General features: G+C 75.3%; 16 protein-coding genes and 1 pseudogene. 12 read left to right on the top strand and 5 right to left on the bottom strand.

The genetic code is table 11. The features are described 5' to 3' along the window. On the bottom strand, positions 1 to 1,591 hold a 1,591-nt coding region (locus tag ABZY91_RS16630), incomplete at its 3' end, for a hypothetical protein (RefSeq protein WP_355402994.1). Between the two features lie 479 nt (positions 1,592 to 2,070). Next, positions 2,071 to 3,201 (bottom strand): glycosyltransferase family 4 protein, encoded by a 1,131-nt coding sequence (locus tag ABZY91_RS16625; protein ID WP_355402992.1) that lies wholly within the window; start codon positions 3,199 to 3,201, stop codon positions 2,071 to 2,073. A gap of 342 nt (positions 3,202 to 3,543) precedes the next feature. Between ABZY91_RS16625 and ABZY91_RS16620 the strand changes: the two genes are divergently transcribed. The 6 genes from ABZY91_RS16620 (at position 3,544) to ABZY91_RS16595 (ending at position 10,018) form a co-directional block, all read left to right on the top strand. Further along, the gene (locus tag ABZY91_RS16620) at positions 3,544 to 4,668 is read left to right on the top strand and encodes a glycosyltransferase family 4 protein (protein WP_355402990.1); all 1,125 of its coding nucleotides are present in this window, start codon (positions 3,544 to 3,546) and stop codon (positions 4,666 to 4,668) included. A 103-nt stretch (positions 4,669 to 4,771) separates the two neighbouring features. Beyond that, complete coding sequence (locus tag ABZY91_RS16615; protein ID WP_329949285.1) at positions 4,772 to 5,455, top strand: thiol:disulfide interchange protein DsbA/DsbL; 684 nt, start codon at positions 4,772 to 4,774, stop codon at positions 5,453 to 5,455. 216 nt (positions 5,456 to 5,671) lie between these two features. After that, complete coding sequence (locus tag ABZY91_RS16610; protein ID WP_355402988.1) at positions 5,672 to 6,583, top strand: ABC transporter permease; 912 nt, start codon at positions 5,672 to 5,674, stop codon at positions 6,581 to 6,583. After that, positions 6,573 to 7,787, top strand: coding sequence for an ABC transporter ATP-binding protein (locus ABZY91_RS16605; protein ID WP_355402986.1), 1,215 nt, complete (start codon positions 6,573 to 6,575; stop codon positions 7,785 to 7,787). The genes ABZY91_RS16610 and ABZY91_RS16605 overlap by 11 nt, the downstream gene beginning before the upstream one ends. 3 nt (positions 7,788 to 7,790) lie before the next feature. Further along, the gene (locus ABZY91_RS16600) at positions 7,791 to 8,990 is read left to right on the top strand and encodes a glycosyltransferase (RefSeq protein ID WP_355402984.1); all 1,200 of its coding nucleotides are present in this window, start codon (positions 7,791 to 7,793) and stop codon (positions 8,988 to 8,990) included. Positions 8,991 to 9,142: 152 nt separating this feature from the next. After that, positions 9,143 to 10,018, top strand: coding sequence for an alpha/beta hydrolase (locus ABZY91_RS16595; protein ID WP_329885250.1), 876 nt, complete (start codon positions 9,143 to 9,145; stop codon positions 10,016 to 10,018). Between the two features lie 164 nt (positions 10,019 to 10,182). Here the strand turns inward: ABZY91_RS16595 and ABZY91_RS16590 are convergent, their stop codons facing one another. Both ABZY91_RS16590 and ABZY91_RS16585 read right to left on the bottom strand, forming a co-directional pair. Then, complete coding sequence (locus ABZY91_RS16590) at positions 10,183 to 10,929, bottom strand: class I SAM-dependent methyltransferase (RefSeq protein WP_355402982.1); 747 nt, start codon at positions 10,927 to 10,929, stop codon at positions 10,183 to 10,185. Positions 10,930 to 10,953: 24 nt separating this feature from the next. Beyond that, positions 10,954 to 12,084 (bottom strand): glycosyltransferase, encoded by a 1,131-nt coding sequence (locus ABZY91_RS16585; RefSeq protein ID WP_355402998.1) that lies wholly within the window; start codon positions 12,082 to 12,084, stop codon positions 10,954 to 10,956. A gap of 66 nt (positions 12,085 to 12,150) precedes the next feature. Here ABZY91_RS16585 and ABZY91_RS16580 point away from each other — a divergent pair, with 66 nt between their 5' ends. Continuing rightward, positions 12,151 to 12,921: an aspartate/glutamate racemase family protein gene (locus ABZY91_RS16580; RefSeq protein ID WP_355402980.1), complete on the top strand. Its 771-nt coding sequence runs from the start codon at positions 12,151 to 12,153 to the stop codon at positions 12,919 to 12,921. A gap of 298 nt (positions 12,922 to 13,219) precedes the next feature. Here ABZY91_RS16580 and ABZY91_RS16575 read toward each other — a convergent pair whose 3' ends face one another. Beyond that, entirely contained in the window at positions 13,220 to 14,368 is a 1,149-nt protein-coding gene (locus ABZY91_RS16575; protein WP_355402978.1) for a polysaccharide deacetylase family protein, read from the bottom strand. A 589-nt stretch (positions 14,369 to 14,957) separates the two neighbouring features. On the opposite strand from ABZY91_RS16575, the gene ABZY91_RS16570 reads away from it, so the two are divergent. The 5 genes and pseudogenes from ABZY91_RS16570 to ABZY91_RS16550 form a co-directional block, all read left to right on the top strand. Continuing rightward, a complete protein-coding gene (locus ABZY91_RS16570; protein WP_329885245.1) occupies positions 14,958 to 15,230 on the top strand; it encodes a hypothetical protein in 273 nt (90 codons plus the stop codon). A gap of 232 nt (positions 15,231 to 15,462) precedes the next feature. Continuing rightward, entirely contained in the window at positions 15,463 to 16,305 is an 843-nt protein-coding gene (locus ABZY91_RS16565; protein ID WP_355402976.1) for a polysaccharide deacetylase family protein, read from the top strand. After that, positions 16,298 to 17,482, top strand: coding sequence for a glycosyltransferase family 4 protein (locus ABZY91_RS16560; protein WP_355402974.1), 1,185 nt, complete (start codon positions 16,298 to 16,300; stop codon positions 17,480 to 17,482). The genes ABZY91_RS16565 and ABZY91_RS16560 overlap by 8 nt, the downstream gene beginning before the upstream one ends. Before the next feature lie 41 nt (positions 17,483 to 17,523). Next, entirely contained in the window at positions 17,524 to 18,330 is an 807-nt protein-coding gene (locus ABZY91_RS16555) for a sugar transferase (RefSeq protein WP_355402972.1), read from the top strand. 26 nt (positions 18,331 to 18,356) lie between these two features. After that, positions 18,357 to 18,681: pseudogene (locus tag ABZY91_RS16550) on the top strand (hypothetical protein); the annotation flags it as partial.

Below are 18,681 nucleotides of genomic sequence, written 5' to 3'. Positions count from 1 at the left end.
GCCCGGCCGGCGCGCCGGCACCGCCCCCGGTGCCGCGCCGCCGCCGTCCGGACGGCCGCCCGGACGTGCCGAGCAGCGCCACCCCGGCCACGGGGACACCGGTTCGGGAGAGCAACTCGGCTACCCGGTCGGCCTGTTCGGGTGTGACGTTGCCGCTCCGCACGGTGACCAGCACCGCGTCCGCGTGCTGCACCAGGTCGTACGCGTCGTTGGCGTGCAGCAGCGGGGAGGTGTCGACGAGGATGACGTCCGCGTGCCGGCGGGCCCGGCGCAGCACCTCGGCGGCGCGCAGCACCAGCGCGGCCGGGTACGCCGTGGTGTTCCCGCCGGTGATCAGCGAGACCCCTTCGACGTTGGTCGGCCGGATCAGGTCGTCCAGTTCGCCCAGCCGTTCGCCGCTGAGCAGCTCGGCCATGCCCGGTCCGTCGCCGACCCCGAGGTGGGCGTGCAGCTGGGGGTTGCGGAAGTCGCAGTCCAGGACCAGGACTCCGCGGCCGGTCTCGGCGAGGGCGGCGGCCAGGTTGGCGGTCGTGATGGTCCGGCCGTCGAGGCTGCTGCCGGAGGTGACCAGTACCACCGGCGCGGGCTCGGCGAGCCGCCGCGAGACGGTCTCCGCAGGATCCCGGTCGTCGCCGCCCGTCGGGCGGGCGAGGGAGTCGGGGCCGGTGAGCAGCAGGGTGGAGCGCAGGGAGCGGTAGGCCTCGGCGGCCGGGTCGGAGGGCCGGGCGCGGACCAGCGGTTCGCGCAGCCTCCGCAGGCGGCGGGAGAGTTGCGGCACCTCGCCGATCACCGGAAGGTTGAACGCCTCCTCGACGGCGTTGCGGGTGCGGAGCCTGGTGTCCATCCGGCTGAGCATCAGTGCGGCGACCACGCCGAGCGCGAGCCCGAGCGCCACCGCGAGGCCGAGCCGCACGCCCCGGCTGGGGGAGGAGAGCAGGTTGCCCGCCCCCTGCCGGGCGTCGATGCTGCCCCACTGCTGGATGGCGTCGGTCTGGGCGGCGTTCTGCAGTTTGCTGATCGAGGTGAGGGTGGTGGTCAGCGAGGTGTTGGCGGCGGTCAGCTTGGGCTGGAGCTTGGGCTGGTCGGCGGCCGAGGACCGGGTGTACTGCTGCTGGATCTCGTTCAGCTGCCGCTGCTGCTCGTCCGCCTGCGCCTGGAGCTTCTTGATGGTCTCGGAGGAGCTGCGGGCCGACTCGTCGCTGTAGCCCTTGATGATCGCGGCCGAGTAGGCGGTGGCCAGGTCGGAGCAGGACTGCCGGGTCGGCCCGGTGGTGGCGATGGTCAGCATCTGGGCGCTGTCCGCGGTGACCGTCCGGCGGGCGATCACCTCGGCGGCGTCCGTGATGCCGAGCTGTTTGGCGGTGGCCGTGGCGACGTCGGCCCCCTGGGCGTAGGAGAGCACCTGGTCGGCCCGCACGGTGTCGCCGGCCCCCGCGACCGGCGTGATGGCGACCTTGCACTTCCATCTGGCGTTGTCCACCGCGTCGCCGGCGGGGGCCAGCAGCCAGCCGACGACGAGTGCGGCGAGCGTACAACCGGCGAGCAGCCGCCAGTACCGCCGCAGGACGGTGAAGTGGTTTGCCGGTTCCACCGGTTGGATCCCCTCGCGTTCATGGTGCGGTGGTGCTGTTCAGCGCCCGTCCGGCTCCCGCAGGGGAGTACGGAGGGTGGGGGTGCTGCCGGCACTGCCCGGGCCGCCGGAACGGACGGCTCCCGGCACGGTGGAATCCCTCGGACGATGTCGCAACCCGCCCCCCTGACGACTCGCGGACGGCGTCCCGACGACGCGCTCCCCGCAGACGCGGCCCGGCCCGGCGGTGTACCGACCCGCGCTGACCGCCGCCCCCGCCGGTCCCCCCGGCGATGCTTCCCGAGCCGCGACGTGCGGCGCAACCGCTTTGGCGATACTGGTCCGGGAGACCTCGTACAACGGGCCGCGACCGCCCGGATCCGGACAGACCGTACTCGGCCGGTCCGCCCGTCCCGAGCCTCCGGGCCCGCCCGTCCGTCACCCGCAGGGCGGTCGGAGCGGTCCGGGCGGCCCGGCCCCCGTGCCAGGCCGGACCGCCTTCAGACCGTGCGCAGCCGCAGCGAGCGCTCGTAGAACCCGACCATCTGGGCCGACACGTGCTGCAGCGTGAACGAGGTCAGGAACCGCGCCCGCGCAGCCTTCGCCCGCACCCGCGCCGCGGCCCGGTCCTCCAGCGTGTCGATCAGCGCCTCCGCCAGCGCGGCGGGCCGCTCCGGCGCCACCAGCCGCGCGTAGTCCTCCGAGCCGACGGTCTCGCGCAGCGCCGGGACGTCGGAGGCGACCAGCGGCACCCCGACACCCATCGCCTCCATCGCCGCGCTGCCCAGGCCCTCCCAGCGCGACGGCACCGCCAACGCGTCGGCCGCCGCCATCAGGTCGAACACGTCGTCCCGCGGCCCCAGGAACCGCACGCCGCGCGTCGCCCCGGTCAGTGCCAGCAGCCGGTCCGTCTCGCCGCCCTCGCTGCCGGCCAGCAGCAGCACCGCCTCCGGCTCCGAGCGCAGCACCGCCGGCCACGCCTCCAGCAGCACGTCCAGACCCTTCTGGTACTGCTGGCGGGCCGCGGCCAGCACCACCGGCACGTCCTGCGGCAGCTCCAGCGACGAACGCACCGCGGCCCGCCGGTCCGGCGTCACGATGCCCAGCCGCTCCGGGTCGCGCCCGCGCGGCACCACGTCGATCCGCTGCGACGGCACCCGCAGCCGGCGCGCCATCGCCCCGGCCACGTACCGGGTCAGCGCGTGGAACCGCCGGGTGCCCTGCGCGGTCGCCGCGTCCACCGCCTGGGCGGCCCGCACCTTCCACGGGCTCAGCCCGCGCGCGTTGCGGTGCTCGGGCCCGTACGCCGCGTTGACCAGGCTGGTCACCACCGGCGTGCGGGCGGTGAGCGCGGCGGCCCGGCCGAGCACGTCCGACTCGTACAGGGTGGTGTGCAGCAGATCGGGGCGGCGCTCGCGGACCAGCCGGTGCAGCGCGGCGACGGTCTGGCTCCGGGAGGGCCGCCCGACCCCGAAGACGTCGGCCCCGGCCGCGGTCAGCTCCGGCTGGAAGCCGCCGGTCGAGTCCTTGAGGTACGCGATGTCGAGGCGGACACCGGCCCGCACCAACTGGGGTGCCATTGCCACCAGGCCCTGCTCGGCCCCACCGACCCGGCTCACGCTGTCGATCACATAGAGCACATGCACAGGCCAACCCCCGCCCTCCTGGGCGCGCCCGGTCTCCCGTGCCGGGACGACGCCCTGACTGCCGCTCAGCATCGCAGGTCGCGACCGGTACCCGCCAGCGATTCGGTCAGGACGGCCGCCCGCGGTCGGCCGCGGCCACCCGGGGGAGAGGGCGGCGGCACCGGCAGGGGGCGGCCGAAGGCGCCGGGCGGGGCGCGCGGATCCCCCACCGGGCGCACCACGGCGCCCGACCGGCGCCCGCCGGGAGTACCCGCGCCGAACAGCGGACCACCGCCGGGTTGCGCGAAGGGGTCGTCCCACGCGGGGCCCTGTGCCAAGGTCTTTCCCATGCCCGAAGCGACACCGGTCAGGACGGCCGGAACCCGCCCCCGCATCCTGCACCTCATCACCGACCCTCGCCGCCGCGGTGCGCAGAACCTCGCCCGCGACCTCCACCGCGAACTCCGCCGCCGTGGCCAGGCCTCCGCGCTGCGCGCCCTCGCCCCGCACCCCGACGCCCACCCCGACGCCGCCGACACGCGGGCCACCAGCGTGCTCGGCCCCGGCCGGCTGCACCCCCGCACCCTCACCGCCCTGCGCGCCGCCGCCCGCACCGCGGACCTCGTCGTCGCGCACGGATCCTCCACCCTCCCCGCCTGCGCCCTCGCCCTGGCCGGTACCCGCACCCCCTTCGTCTACGTCTCCATCGGCGACCCCCGGCACTGGACGGCCGGTCCGGTGCGCCGGCTGCGCACCGGCGCCCTGCTGCACCGGGCCGCGGCCGTCACCGCGCTCGCCGACGAGGCCCGGGAGGTGCTGGTGGAACGGTTCGGGCTGTCCGCCGCGAGCGTGCGCACCATCCCCAACGCCCGGACGGCCGACCGCTACCCGCCCGCCGGCGGCGAGGCCGACCGGCGCGCGGCCCGGCAGTCCCTCGGCCTGCCGCCGGACGGCCTGCTGGTCGCCTGGCTCGGCGCGATCTCCCGGGAGAAGCGGCTGGACGTCGCCCTCGACGCCCTCGACCGGCTCCCCGACGTCCGCCTCGCCGTGGCCGGGGACGGCCCGCAGCGCGCCGCCCTGGAACGGCACCCGGCCGCCGCCCGGGCCCACTTCCTGGGGACCCTCCCGGATCCGGCTCCGCTCTACCGGGCCGCCGACGCCGTCCTGCTGTCGAGCGACAGCGAGGGCGTGCCCGGGGTGCTGATCGAGGCCGCGCTGGCCGGGCTGCCCGCCGTCGCCACCGACGTCGGCTGGGTCCGCTCGGTCGTCCGGGACGGTGCCACCGGCTCGCTGGTCGCCCCGGGCGACCCGGTCGCCCTGGCCGAGGCGCTGGCCAAGGTGCTGGCGGGCGACCGCGCCGGGCTCGGCGCCGCCGCCCGCGTCCACGCGCTGGCCCACTGCGAGCTGGACGTGGTCGCGGACGCCTGGCAGGAGCTCTTCACCGACGTGTGCGGACACGAAGGACGCGGCTGACGCGTCCCGGTACGCCGGGCCGGGTGCGCCGATCGGGCGAATCCCGGCCCGACGCACCGGGGCGACTGGCCGATGACGTTCCGTCACCGTCACACTGCCCCGTGTGAAGTCGATCCTGAGAACCACTCTGCTGCTCGCCGTCGCCACCGGGATCGCCGCGTGCCCCGTGCAGGCCGGCGCCGTCTCCCACCAGCCGCCCCGCGAGGGCGCCCAGTTCGTCCGCCTCGACCAGCCGCAGCCGGTGCGCGAGAGCGCCCGCACCGAGGCGGTCGAGTTCTTCTGGTACGACTGCGGTCACTCCCAGCAGCTCGAACAGCCTCTCCAGGCCTGGGTCGAGAAGCACCGGTCCGACGTCGACCTGCGCCGGGTGCCGGCCATCTGGCAGGGCAGTCGTGAGGAGGGTGCGCAGCGCGGTCACGCGCGCCTGTACTACACGCTGGAGCGGCTCGGCCTGGTCGAGCGGCTGCAGTCCTCCGCGTTCCGCGCGATCCACTCCGACGAGCAGGACCTCACCACCGAGGACCTCACCACCGACTGGGCCGCGCGCCAGGGCGTCGACGCGCAGCGGTTCCGCGAGGTGTACCGCTCGGAGGACGTCCAGCGGGCCGTGGACGAGGCCGTCGCGCTGTTCGTCCGGTACGGCATCAACGAGCTGCCCACCGTCGTGGTGCAGGGCGAGTACCGGACCTCCCCGACCAACGCCGGCGGCGTCGAGGCGATGCCGGGCATCCTCGACCACCTCGTCGCGCAGGACCAGCAGCGCCACCCCCGCACGATCCGGTTCTGACCCCGGCGGTACCTCCCGAACCACCGGGCGGGTCGGCCGATTTCGGCCGACCCGCCCTTTTCGGCCGCCCCCCGGGCCGCGATCCGATCACGTTCACCGAACCGACCCCCGTCGACCACACTCTGTGCCACAGTGGGGGCCGGGCCGCACCGGAGCGGTGTCAAGCACCGCCCTGACGAGCCCACTTCTCGATACCGCCGGTACCGGAGAGGGCAGATGTCCGTGGGGGGACAACGCGCACAGCTCGTCGACGGGCCGGCCGGCCGGGCCGCGGACACCGAGGCGCACCCGCAGGCCGCCGAGGGGCCGCCGCCCGAACTGGTCTTCAAGCGCCGGCTCCGCCCGGCCCGGGTGGCCCGCGAGCTGTGGGGGGCCCGTGAGCTGGTCCGCGCGCTGGCCGAACGCGACCTGCGGGCCCGCTACAAGCAGGCGGTGCTCGGCTTCGCCTGGGCGGTGCTCACCCCGCTCGCGCTCTGCGCCATCTTCACGCTGGTCTTCCGCCGGGCCGTCAACGTCGACACCGAGGGCGCCGCGTACCCGCTGTTCGCCTACGTCGGCCTGATCGTCTGGCAGTTCTTCAGCAACACGATGAACCAGGGCGCGCTGAGCCTGGCCAACAACCTCAGCCTGCTGAACAAGGTGTACTGTCCGCGCGAGGTCTTCCCGCTCGCCACCATGCTGGTGGCCGGCGTCGACATGCTGATCGGCACCGCCGTCCTGGGGCTGCTCTTCCTGGTGTTCTGGACCGCGCCTGCGGCGACCCTCTTCTGGGTCCTGCCGCTGCTGCTCGTCCAGTTCGCCTTCACGTACGGCGTGGCGCTGGTCCTCTCGGTGGCCGTGGTCTACCTGCGCGACGTCCGGCACCTGCTGCCGATCATCACGCAGATGGGAGTGTTCGCCACCCCGGTCGCCTACCCGCTGGCGCAGATCCCGGAGCGACTCCAGGAGATCTACGTCGGCCTCAACCCGCTCGGTGCCGTGATCGAGGGCTACCGCAACGCCCTGCTGTACGGCCGGGCGCCGGACGCCACGCTGACCTCGATCGCCTCGGTCTCCTCGGTGGTGTTCCTGGTCGGCGGCTACCTGCTGTTCAAGAAGCTGGAGACGGGGATCGCCGATGTCGCCTAGCCCGACCGCCGCCGCCCGTGACCTCCCGCCGGGCACCATCCGCACCGACCAGGTGTGGAAGCGCTTCAAGGCGGACCAGCAGCGGATGCTGCTGCGGGACAAGGTCGAGTCCATGGCCCGCCGGCTGCGCGGGGAGAAGGGCGAGGACTGGCGCTGGGCGCTGCGCGACATCTCGATGCACATCGAGCCGGGCGACTCGGTCGGGCTGATCGGCTCCAACGGCTCGGGCAAGTCCACCCTGCTCAAGATGCTGACCCGGGTGATGTACCCGTACGGCGGGGTGATCGACGTGCGCGGGCGGATCGGCGCCCTGATCGAGATCCGGGCCGGCATCCACCCCGACCTGACGGGTCGGGAGAACATCTACCTGTTCGGCGCGCTGCTCGGCCTGCGGCGGCGGGAGGTGGCCACCCGGTTCGACGACATCGTCGAGTTCGCCCGGCTCGGCGGCGCCATCGACCGGCAGGTGAAGTTCTACTCCTCCGGCATGCAGATGCGCCTCGGCTTCGCCGTCGCCGCCTACCTGGAACCCCATGTCCTGCTGGTGGACGAGGTGCTGGCGGTCGGTGACGCGGTGTTCCAGCAGCGCTGCCTGGACCGCATGCGCGAGGTCGCCGAGCAGGGCACCACCATCGTCTTCGTCTCGCACGACCTGCCCGCGGTGGAGTCGATCTGCCGGCGCGGCATCTGGCTGGAGCAGGGCTCGATCCGGGTGGACGCCGGGATCAAGGAGGCGATGGCGGGATACCGCGACTCGATCGAGGCGCAGTCCGAGGCCGGCGGCCGGACCGGGGAGCCGCTCCGGCTGCTCAAGCACGGGGTGCGCGGCGAGGGCCGCGAGAGCCTCACCACCGACGAGCCGATGACCGTCGAGCTCACGCTGGGCGGCGACTACCGCGGCGACGCGACCCTGCACCTGGGCGTCAGCGAGGGCACCTCCAGCCCGATCTTCCAGATCAGCCACGAGATCCGGCTCACCGGCGGCGACCACCCGGTCTCCTGCGTGATACCCCGGCTGCCGCTGCCGCGCGGCCGGTACACGCTCTGGGCCGGCGTCTACAGCATCGGCAGGACCGACGGCGGGACGCTGATGAGCTGGCACTCGGTCGGCCAGTTCGACGTCTTCGGGCCGATGCTGGACTCGCCCCCGCGCGCCGTGGTCCTGGCCGCGCCGGTGTTCGTCCCGCACCGCTGGGAGGAATGACGCGTGCGACCGGTCCGGGTGCTCGTCCACCTCAACAACCTGGCCCTGGGCGGTGCCCAGCTCAACGCGGTCGACATCGCCCGCACCCTGCGTGAACGGGGCCACGAGCCGGTGCTCTTCGCCCAGGGAGTGGCCGGCCCGGCGCCGCTGGTCGACATCGCCGCCGGGCACGGCCTGGACGTGGTCGTCGCCGGCGGGCCCGACACCCCGCACGCCGAGGTCCGCCGACGGCTCGGCCGGCTCGCCGCCGAGCACGGCAGCCAGCTGCTGCACGCCTGGGAGGTCCGGGCGGCCCGCAACGCGTACTTCGGGCCCGGCCGTTACGGCCGACTGCCGGTGGTCACCACCTTCTACGGCATCCGGATGCTGCGGGGCCTGCCCCGGCACCAGCCGCTGGTGCTCGGCCTGGGCGCGCTGATGGGCGACGGCCGGGCCTTCGGCCACCGGGACGTCAGCCTGATCGAGCCGCCGGTCGACACCGTGACCGATGCGCCCGGTGCGGCGGACGGCGCCGCCTTCCGGCGTGAACACGGCATCCGGGACGAGGAGTTGCTGCTGGTCGTCGTCACCCGCCTGGTGCCCGCGCTGGAGAAGGACGCCGGCGCCGAACTCACCGTCGACGCCGTCCGGCTGCTGGACGACCCCCGGGTCAGGCTGGCCGTGGTGGGGGCCGGGCCGAGCCTGGAGCGGCTGCGCGCCCGCGCGGCCGAGGCCAACGAGGCGCTCGGCCGTGAAGCCGTGCTGGTACCGGGCCAGTTGGCCGATCCCCGGCCGGCCTACCAGGCCGGGGACGTCGTCCTCGGGATGGGCGGTTCGGCGCTGCGCGGCCTGGCCTTCGGCAAGCCGGTGGTGGTGCACGGCGCGGACGGCTACACCGCCGTGCACGAGCCGGGGCCGCTGGTCGAACCGCACGCCTCCCGCTGCATGTACGGCTTCGGTGACGGCTCGCGGGAGCCCGCCGCGCTGGCCGGGCAGCTGCGCGGGCTGCTCGACGACCCGGTCCGCCGGGCCGAACTCGGCGACTGGGGGCGGGAGTGGGTGGTCGGCCGGTTCTCGCTGGAGAGCGTCACCACCGCCTTCGAGGAGCTCTACGGGCGGGTGCTGGCGCGTCCGGGCGGTGCGGTCGGCTGGCTGAAGGACCTTGAGCAGATGGCCCGGTTCGAGTTCGCCAAGCCGGCCGGGCTCAGGCTGCTGCGCCGGTGACGGGGGGAACGGTGCGGCGGTGCGGCGGCGGGACGGCGGGACGGCGGTGACGGGGGCGGTAGCGGAGGTGGAGGTGGAGGTGGGGCGGGGGTAGCCGTCCGGAGTGCGGGCAGGCATTTACCTAACTGGTTCAGCGGTGTTTAATGGTTAGCATGAGCGAGCTGACGATCCCGCACATCCACCACCGCCACGTCGACGTCGACGGTCTGCGCGTCTTCTACCGGGAGACCGGACCGGCCGACGCCCCCGTCCTCCTGCTGCTGCACGGCTTCCCGTCCGCCTCGCACCAGTTCCGCCGGCTGTTCGACGCGCTCGGCACCCGCTACCGGCTGATCGCCCCCGACTACCCGGGCTTCGGTCACAGCGAAAGCCCCGCCCCCGGCGCGTTCGACTACCGCTTCGACACCCTGGCCGACGTGGTCGAGGGCTTCTGCCGGACCCTCGGCCTCGACCGGTTCGCGCTCTACGTCTTCGACTTCGGCGCCCCGGTCGGCCTCCGGCTCGCCACCCGGCACCCCGAGTGGGTCACCGGCCTGGTCGTCCAGAACGGCAACGCCTACGAAGAGGGACTCTCCGACCAGGCGCGGGAGTTCATCGCCAACCGGCCCGGCGTCGAAGGGGCCGCCGAACGCGCCCGCGCCATCCTCACCCTGGAGATCACCCGCGCCCAGTACGAGGGCGGCACCGGCGACCCGGAGCTGGTCGCCCCCGACGGCTGGACGCTCGACCAGCACGCCCTCGACCTGCCCGGCCGCAAGGACATCCAGGTCGAACTCGCCCTCGACTACCACTCCAACGTCGCGCTCTACCCCGTCTGGCAGGAGTGGCTGCGCACGCACCGCCCGCCCACGCTGATCGTCTGGGGCCGCAACGACCTGTTCTTCACCGAGCCCGGCGCCCGCGCCTACCTGCGCGACCTGCCCGACGCCGAACTGCACGTCCTGGACACCGGGCACTTCGCGCTGGAGGAGAAGCTTCCGGAGATCGCCCCGCTGATCGACGACTTCCTCGCCCGTACCCAGAAGTAGCCGGAGGGGGCGCGGGCGGCCCGGGAGCCGCGCGTCGGGAGCCGGCCACCGGGATCCGGCCGCACCACCCCGCCCGCCGCACGACCCCGCCCGCCGCACGACCCCTGCCGCCGCACCCCGGACCCGGACCCGTGGCAGCCCGGCCGGGCGTCCGCGGGGACCGCTCAGCCCCGGCGCAGCAGCAGCGTCACGAAGCCGAGCGTCCCCCGGTAGCCGTGCAGCCACTCGGCGCGGTGCAGGTCGGCCGCGGCCCGGGCGGCCTCCGCGTCCGGATGGTCCGCATGGTCCAGCGCCCACTCGGCCAGCGCGCCCGTCCAGGAGAACTCGTAGTCGTCCCACTCCTGGCGGCTGCTCACGTACCCGAACACCGGTGTCCAGCCGTCCGCCGTCACCCGGTCGACGGTGGTCCCCAGGTCCGCGTAGTCGTCCCGGTCCGCACCCAGCCCGTCCAGCGCGGGCCGGTCCGGCTCACGCTCCCAGAACCCCTCGCCGACCAGCACCCGGCCGCCCGGCGCCAGGTGTTCCCGGGCGGCGTCCAGCGTCGGCAGCAGCCCGCCGAACGCATGCGTGGCACCGACGTTCAGCACCAGGTCGAACCCCGCGGGATCGGTGAACTCCCGGGCGTCCAGGTGGTGCAGGCCGAGCCGCCGCTGCACGCCGAGCGCCTCCGCCGTCTGCCGGGCGCGGGTCAGCGCCGCCGAGTCCAGATCCACCCCGACCGCCTCCCAGCCGGTCCGCGCGGTCAGCGTCCGGATCAGCCAGCCGCCCTCGCCGCACCCCAGGTCGAGGGCCCGGCCGTGCTCGGTGCGCGCCGTCGCCCGCGCCAGCAGCCGGGCCACCGACTCGTCGGCGACCGGTGCGGCGATCGGGTGGTGGGCATGCGCGAGGCGGGAGATCGTCCGACGGTCCATCCGGCCAGTCTGCCGCAGCCGGGCTCAGTACGTCCGGCCTTTCCAGGCGGCCCCCCTGCCCCGCCAGTGCTGCACCGCCGAGTCCACCGTCATCAGCAGGTAGAGCGCCGCCGTGAACGGCAGCAGCAGGGCAGCCGACGCGGGCTGCCGGTAGTACCGGAGCATCGGCAGGAAGGTCCCCGTCATCAGCGCCCACGCGGCCCCGCCGACCGCCGCCACCGGCCACGCGCCGGTCGCGAGACCGGCCACGCAGGCGAGGGGCGGCACCAGGTACACCAGCGCCAGACCGAGCACCGTGCCGAGCAGCAGGAGCGGCGAGTGCCGCAGCTGGGCGTACGCGCTGCGCGACACCATCCGCCACAGCTGCGCCAGCCGCGGGTAGGGCCGCACGCTGTCCACCTGCTCGGCCAGGCCCAGCCAGGTCCGGCCGCCGGACGCCTTCACCGCCCGCGCCAGCGACACGTCGTCGATCACCGCTCCCCGGATCGCCGCCACGCCGCCCGCCCGCTCCAGCGCCTCCCGCCGCACCAGCGAGCAGCCGCCCGCCGCCGCGGCCGTCCGGGAGCCGGGCCGGTTGCTCCACCGGAACGGGTAGAGCTGGGCGAAGAAGTACACGAACGCCGGCACGATCAGCCGCTCCCACCCCGTCTCCACCCGCAACCGGGCCATCTGCGAGACGAGGTCCAGCCGGTTGCTCTCGGCGGCGGCCACGAGCTCGGCCAGCGACTCCGGGCCGTGCGCGATGTCCGCGTCGGTCAGCAGCAGGTACTCGGCGTCCGGCCCGGCCAGTTCGACGCCGTGCCGCAGCGCCCACAGCTTGCCCGTCCACCCCGGCGGCAGCGGGGGAGGCGTGGTCACCGTCAGCTCCAGCCCCTCCGGCGCGGCCAGCCCGGCCGCGAGCCGGCCGGTGCCGTCCGTACTGTGGTCGTCCACCAGGATCACCCGGGCCCGCCCCGGATACTTCTGCGCCAGCAGGCTCGGCAGGCTCACCGGCAGCACCTCCGCCTCGTCCCGGGCCGGCACCACCACCGCGACCTGCGGCCAGCGCGCGGGCGGACGGCGCGGCGGAAGCCGCACGTCGGTACGCCAGAACAACCCGTGGCAGCCCGCCAGCCAGAGCCAGACCAGCAGGGAGAGCGCAGCGATCCACAGCAGGACGGTCACCCGCGCAGTCTGCCGCACCAGGGGCCCGGCGGGGGGCATCGACTAAAGTCTTGACCCGTGAAGATCGCACTGATGGACTCGGGAATCGGCCTGCTGGCCGCCGCCGCCGCGCTACGGACGCTGCGTCCGGACGCCGACCTGGTGCTCTCCTCCGACCCCGCCTCGATGCCCTGGGGCCCGCGTACGCCCGAGGAGGTGACCGCGCTCGCCCTCGGCTGCGCGCGGGCGGCCGCGGCGCACCGGCCGGACGTGCTGGTCGTCGCCTGCAACACCGCATCGGTCCACGCGCTCGCCGCGCTCCGCGCCGAACTCGAACCCGGTCTCCCGGTCGTCGGCACCGTCCCGGCGATCAAGCCGGCCGCCGCCCTCGGCGGCCCGGTCGCCATCTGGGCGACCCCCGCCACCACCGGCAGTGCCTACCAGCGGAACCTGATCCGCGACTTCGCCGGGGCGGCGGCCGTCACCGAGGTCGCCTGCCCGGGCCTGGCCGACGCGATCGAGCACGGTGACGACGCGGCGATCACCTCCGCGATCGCCGCCGCGGCCGAGCGCACCCCTGCCGGCACGGCCGCGGTCGTCCTCGGCTGCACCCACTACGAGCTGGTCGCCGACCGGATCCGGGACGCCGTCGCCCCGACGGCCGCTCCGGGGCTCACCCTGCACGGCTCGGCCGAGCCCGTCGCCGCCCAGGCCCTGCGCCGCGTCGCCGACCCGACCCGTCAGGGCGCGGGCACCCTCACCGTCCTCCACGCGGGAGCCCCCGCCGTGCTCCCCGCCGCCGCCCTCGGCTACCCCAGGGCCCTCCTGCTCGGTTCCCTGACCGTCTGACCCCGCCGCGCCCGTGCGCGGGACGTCGGACGGGCCGACTTCCTGCGCGCCGGTGTGCGCACGTGACTCCTGGGGCGTCCGGGGCTCCCATGCTGCTCGGACGGGCCGTCCGGCCGCAGTCGCCGGGCGTGGGCCTTCGGGCATGGGCCGGCGTGGGCGTGGACCGCGGTGGAGTGGGCGGCGAGCTCTGCTCCAGCCGCGTGGTTCCCGGCGGGCACAGGAAGTCGGACGGGCCGACTTCCTGTGCGGGAGGGTGCGCGAGGGTGTGCGAGGGCGGGTGAGGGCGAACGGACGGGCGTCAGGCGGCCTGGCCGCGCCAGCGGCGGTAGGCCGGTTCGAGGCCGGACAGGATCGTGTCGAACCTGCGCGTACTCGTCGTGGAGTCCACCTGGAGACGGCTGATCTGGAGCGGGTGGTTGGGGAGGCGGGGGCCGAGACGGTGGTCGGAGAGGAAACCGAGCCGGTAGCCGAGTTCCTGCAGGACGGTTTCGGCGCGCGGGTCGTGGCCGCCGTCCGGGTAGGCGAATGCGGTCGGCGGCTCGCCGAGCCAGCGGGTGAGGGCCTCGTGGGCGCCGGTGATCTCGGCCCGGACGGTGGCGTCGTCGCAGCGCCCGAGGCACGGGTGCCCCTGGGTGTGGTTGCCGATCGCGACGCCGCCCTCGCGGAGCGCGAGCAGGTCGGCGGGCGTGAGCTGGTCCTGGCCGGGCGGTCGGCGGTCGGCGCTGACCCGCAGTTCCTGGAGGCTGCGCCGGCGGTCCGGGTCCGGCATCGCCTTGAGCCGGCGGAGCAACTGGGAGGGGTGTCCGCAGTCGAGCGAGCGGGCGCGCCCGCCGTGCCGGGCGAGGAAGTCGGCCTCGTGCCACCAGAACGGCTTCTCCGTCCCGATCAGTTCGGAGATCACGAAGGCGGCGGCCGGGATGCCGCGCTCGTGGAGGGCGGGCAGCGCGTGGGTGAGGACGCTGCGGTCGGCGTCGTCGAAGGTCACCAGCACGCTGCGGGCGGGCAGCGGACGCCGTTCGGCGACGGCCTGCTGCACGGCGGCCAGCGAGACGGGTGTGGCGAGTCTTCGCAGCCGGTCCAGCTGGGCGCCGAAGGAACGGGGGTCGGTCACGCCGTGGTAGGCCAGCACGGCGAGCCGCTGCGCGGCCCGGGCCCGGAACAGCGGCTGGACGGGCGCGAAGCGCAGCCACGCCCCGCGCGCGTCCGCCGGACAGGCGGCGTCGGCGCCCCGGGCCGGGCGCGGCACCGGGAGGGGTGCGGGCCGCGGCACGGGCCGCAGGCTCCGGCCCGCAGCCGGGCCGGTGAGCGACTGCCCGCCGAGCGGTTGGCCGGTGAACGCCTCACCCGCGAGCGCCTGGCCCGCGCGTGCCTGCCCGGCGACCGGCTGCCCGTCGGTCGGCGAGGTGGCGGCGGTCCCGGCGGCCGGAACGGCCACGGGCGTCGGCACGGCTACGGGGCCTGTGGGTTTCCGCCCCACGGATGTCCGCCCGGTGGCCGGGGTGCCGGCCGGCGGCAGCGGTCGCAGGCCCGGGCGGGCCCTGACCGTGGCCGCGGTCCGGGCCATGGAACTGGAGGTCGATGTCGTGGACTGGGACTGCGGCACGGTTCCCCCTCGGTCGCCGATGCGGCGTGGCGGTACCGCCGGAGGACGGAGCCCGGCCTCCGACTCCAGGGCACGGCGGCTCCGCCCCCTGGGTATCTCCGGTCCACGGCGGGGACTCCCAACCCGCACCGCGGACGGCTCCTGGATCGCTCAATGTAATGGAGACAGGTACGGCGCGTTGATGGTTGTACCGGACAGTCCAGGTTTTTTCGGCGATCGGAAACCCGGCGGGAACGAGGCCGGAATGCACGCTCGGGGCGTGCCCCGGACGGTGCACCGGAGTGTGGGGGAACCGACCGGGGACAGCCGGAATGGGGAGCCGCTGCCGGGTGGGGGGAGCCGGCCGGCCGGCGCGCGTGATCGTCGCGCAGCGTGTCCGGGAAATGACGTCCTGCGTGCTGCCTCCGCCGCCGCACCGGGGTACCTTGGGCTCATGGCAGACGCGGAACGTGATCACGTCCACCCGCACGGCGCGACCCGGATGGACCGGTTCTGGCACGGAGGCGCGCTGGTCACCCACCAGGTGCCGCTGGCCCTGGTCGGCCTGGCCTGTCTCGCGCTGGGCATCGTGGTGGCCGTCGCGGTTCCGGACAGTGACGGTCCGGCGTGGGCGATGGCGGTGGCGGGCTGCCTCGCGGCCGGCGTCCTGCTGCTCGGCCGGATCGGGTTCGCGCTCTTCCGCCACCGTCGCCGCGCGACCGTCTGATCTTCCCGGGAACGGGCCCGGACAAACCCGATCCCAGAGTGAACGCCCGATCGAGCCCAACCGGTCAGATCGGCCGGTTTCGGCCCATCTGCCAGCTCCTTCTCGCTTCTTTCACAATTCCAGGGCACCAGCCCCACAGTTCCCCCTACTGTGATTCTCGTCCGGGCCGCCGACCGGCCCGGGTGCGAGGCCATTTGCCGACGCCGGGGAGGGTGTCGCAGAGGGGGGAACGATGAGCGGCACCGCCGTGCCCGGAACGGCCCCGGCCACCGGGGGGATCCGGGTCCAGGTGAAGCGCCAGCTGGCACGCCTGGTCGGAGCGAGCCCCGGCGAGGGGGCCACCGTCCTGATCTACCACCGCGTCGGCGGAGGCAGCCCGGACGAGCTGGACGTCACCACCGCGGAGTTCACGGCCCAGGCCGACCTGCTCGCCGAGCTCCCGCCCGGCCGGGTGGTGTCCCTGGACGAGGCGACCGACCGGATCGAGGCCGGGCGCCGCACCCCCGGCGCCGTCCTCACCTTCGACGACGGCTTCGCCGACGTGTACCAGAACGCCTGGCCGCTGCTGCGCGAGCGCCGCCTCCCGTTCACGATCTACCTGGCCAGCGGCCACGTCGGCGGCGAGATGCGCTGGGCGGGCTCGACGGCGAGGACCACCGGCGCCCCCGCCCTCAGCTGGGACCAGTTGCGCGAGATGACCGCCTCCGGACTCTGCACGGTCGCCAACCACACCCGCAGCCACGCCCGCCCCGAACTGCTCTCCACCGGCGAGCTCGACGCCTGCAACGACGACGTCGAGGAACACCTCGGCGTCCGCCCCCGGCACTACGCCTACACCTGGGGCGTGCCCGTCCCCCCCATGGAACCGGCCCTGCGGGCGCGGTTCCGGACCGCCGCGACCGGCGAGGTCGGCCGCAACGTACCCGGCGTCGACCCGGTCCGGCTGCGCCGGGTGCCCGTCCGCCGCACCGACCCCATCGACTTCTTCCGCGCCAAGCTCTACGGCCGGCTGATCCCCGAGCGCGCCTACGCCCGGATCGTCGCCACCGCCAAGGCGGTGGGCGCCCGTGCCTGAGGGCCTGCCCTTCCCGCGCCTGCGCGGCCCCGGTGGCCGCCCGCTGCGCGTCGCGCACCTCACCACCGTCGACATGAGCCTCCACCTCCTGCTCGCCACCGAGCTGAAGGTCGACCTGGAGGCCGGGTTCGCGACCTACGGGATCAGCGCGCCCGGCCCGCACGTCGCCGACCTGGAGGCGATCGGGGTGCGGCACGAGCCGCTGCACGCGCTCACCCGGGCCTGGCAGCCGCGCGCCGACGCCGCCGCCGCCCGCGAACTGCTCGCCGTGCTGGACCGGATCCGCCCGGACGTGCTGCACACCCACAACCCGAAGACCGGTGTGCTCGGTCGCGTGCTGGGCCGGCTCGCCCGCGTCCCGGTGGTCGTCAACACCTGCCACGGGCTCTGGGCGCAGGCCCACGACCCGCTCGCCAAGCGGGCCTTCGTGCTCGGTGCCGAGTCCTTCGCGGCCCGTTTCTCGCACGCCGAGCTGTACCAGAACGGCGAGGACCGCCGTACGCTGGCCCGCGCCGTCCCGGCCCGCCGCTCGCGGGTGGTCGGCAACGGCGTCGACCTCACCCGGTTCGCCACCGACCCGGGTGACCGCGCCCGCATCCGGGGCCGACTGCGGGCCGAACTCGGCGTCGGACCGGACGAGTTGCTGGTCGGCGGGGTCGGCCGACGGGTCGCCGAGAAGGGCATCCGCGAGTACGCCGAGGCCGCCCGCGCGCTGGCCGGCAAGGCCCGGTTCGTCTGGATCGGACCGGACGACCCGGACAAGCCGGACGCCCTCGGCGCCGAGTCCGGGGTCGACTTCCCGGGCCCGCGCAGCGACATGCCCGCGGTCTACGCCGCCCTGGACGTCTTCGTGCTCCCCTCCTACCGGGAGGGGTTCTCCCGCTCCGCCATGGAGGCCGCCGCCGGCGGCCTGCCGATGGTGCTCAGCGACATCCGCGGCTGCCGCGAGATCGGCACCCACGACGAGCACCTGCTCCTCGCCCCGCCCGGGGACGCCCCGGCCCTCACCCACGCGCTGGACCGCCTCCTCACCGAGCCCGGCCTGCGCGACCGGCTCGGCGCCGCCGTCCGGCGCCGCGCCACGGAGCACTTCGACCAGCGCGCCGTGGCAGCCGTCTCGCTGGAGACCTACGCGGCCGTCGCCCGCGCCAGGGGACTGCCCTGGACGGTCGGCTGAGCCGGCCCGCCCACCACACCGCATCAGGGGGAAGGACCGTCATGAAGCGAGGGGGGGACCTCGCGGTCACCGTCCTGGCCGGGATCGTCGCGATCCCGCTCGGCCTGGTGATCGCCCTGCTGATCCGCTGCACCATGGGCGGACCGGTGCTCTTCCGGCAGACCAGGACCGGGCTGCGCGGCGAGGAGTTCCAGATCCTCAAGTTCCGCACCATGCGGGACAGGCGGTTCCCCGAGGAGGAGGACGCGCCGCGGATCACCGGGCTCGGCGAGCTGCTCCGCAGGACCAGCCTGGACGAGCTGCCGCAGCTGTGGAACGTCGCGCGCGGCGAGATGGGCGTGATCGGGCCCCGGCCCACGCTGCCCGAGCAGGTCGTCCACTACTCCCGCCGCCAGCGCGGCCGGCTCGACGTCCGCCCCGGCCTCACCGGCTGGGCGCAGGTCCAGGGCCGCAACTCGATCACCTGGCCCCAGCGGATCGAACTCGACCTCTGGTACGTGCAGCACCGATCGCTCCGGCTCGACGTGCGGATCCTCCTGCTCACCGTCAAGGTGCTGCTGCGCCCGGCCGGCATCACCGCGGCCGGCGGGGTCAACCCGGGGTTCCCGGCGCCCACCGAGCCTGCCGAGGCCATCGCGCCCGCCGCATCCGCGCCCGTCCCCACGCCCGCGCCCGTCCCCACGCCCACGTCCCTGCCCGCGTCCGCGCCGGTCCCCGTGCCCGCACCGCCCGCGCACCAGCCGTTCCCCGCCGGTATCGGCCTGCCCCGGCAGGCCACCGGCCCCCGGCAGGTGGTCGCCCAGCGACTGGCCCGGCCCGTCGTCACCGCCGTCGAGGAGGCGTCCTGACGCCGCGACCGGGCAGGACGGCCCGCATGCCTTCCGGCACCGCCCGGCCCGGGCTCTGGATCGCCGGCGCCGGGGGCGTCGGCCGCGAGGCGCTGGACACCGCGCTCGCGGCCGGCGTCCCGGTCGCGGGCTTCCTCGACGACCACTCGCACGGCGCCACCGTCCGCGGACTGCCCGTCCGCCGGCCCGCCGACCTGGGACGCGGCGCGCCCTACCTGGTCGGCATCGCCGACCCGGCCGTCCGGCAGCGGGGGGGCGCCCCGGCCCGCCGGGGGGGGGGGGAGCCCGGGGACCCCGGGCCCCCCCCCGCGGCGGGGGGCCCCCCCCCCGGTCAAGGGGCCGGGGGGCAGG

Origin of the sequence: Kitasatospora sp. NPDC002965, from assembly GCF_040611255.1 — a bacterium.
Taxonomy (GTDB): Bacteria; Actinomycetota; Actinomycetes; order Streptomycetales; family Streptomycetaceae; genus Kitasatospora.
Note: the sequence above shows the minus strand (reverse complement) of the source record. Positions and strands in the feature narration are given on the sequence as shown.

What these genes read in the sequence shown, in the direction of transcription:
- ABZY91_RS16620 (WP_355402990.1), top strand. Translation starts at nt 3,544, where the DNA reads ATGCCCGAAGCGACACCGGTCAGGACGGCCGGAACCCGCCCCCGCATC.
- ABZY91_RS16610 (WP_355402988.1), top strand. Translation starts at nt 5,672, where the DNA reads ATGTCCGTGGGGGGACAACGCGCACAGCTCGTCGACGGGCCGGCCGGC.
- ABZY91_RS16605 (WP_355402986.1), top strand. Translation starts at nt 6,573, where the DNA reads ATGTCGCCTAGCCCGACCGCCGCCGCCCGTGACCTCCCGCCGGGCACC.
- ABZY91_RS16595 (WP_329885250.1), top strand. Translation starts at nt 9,143, where the DNA reads ATGAGCGAGCTGACGATCCCGCACATCCACCACCGCCACGTCGACGTC.
- ABZY91_RS16590 (WP_355402982.1), bottom strand. Translation starts at nt 10,929, where the DNA reads ATGGACCGTCGGACGATCTCCCGCCTCGCGCATGCCCACCACCCGATC.
- ABZY91_RS16570 (WP_329885245.1), top strand. Translation starts at nt 14,958, where the DNA reads ATGGCAGACGCGGAACGTGATCACGTCCACCCGCACGGCGCGACCCGG.
- ABZY91_RS16565 (WP_355402976.1), top strand. Translation starts at nt 15,463, where the DNA reads ATGAGCGGCACCGCCGTGCCCGGAACGGCCCCGGCCACCGGGGGGATC.
- ABZY91_RS16555 (WP_355402972.1), top strand. Translation starts at nt 17,524, where the DNA reads ATGAAGCGAGGGGGGGACCTCGCGGTCACCGTCCTGGCCGGGATCGTC.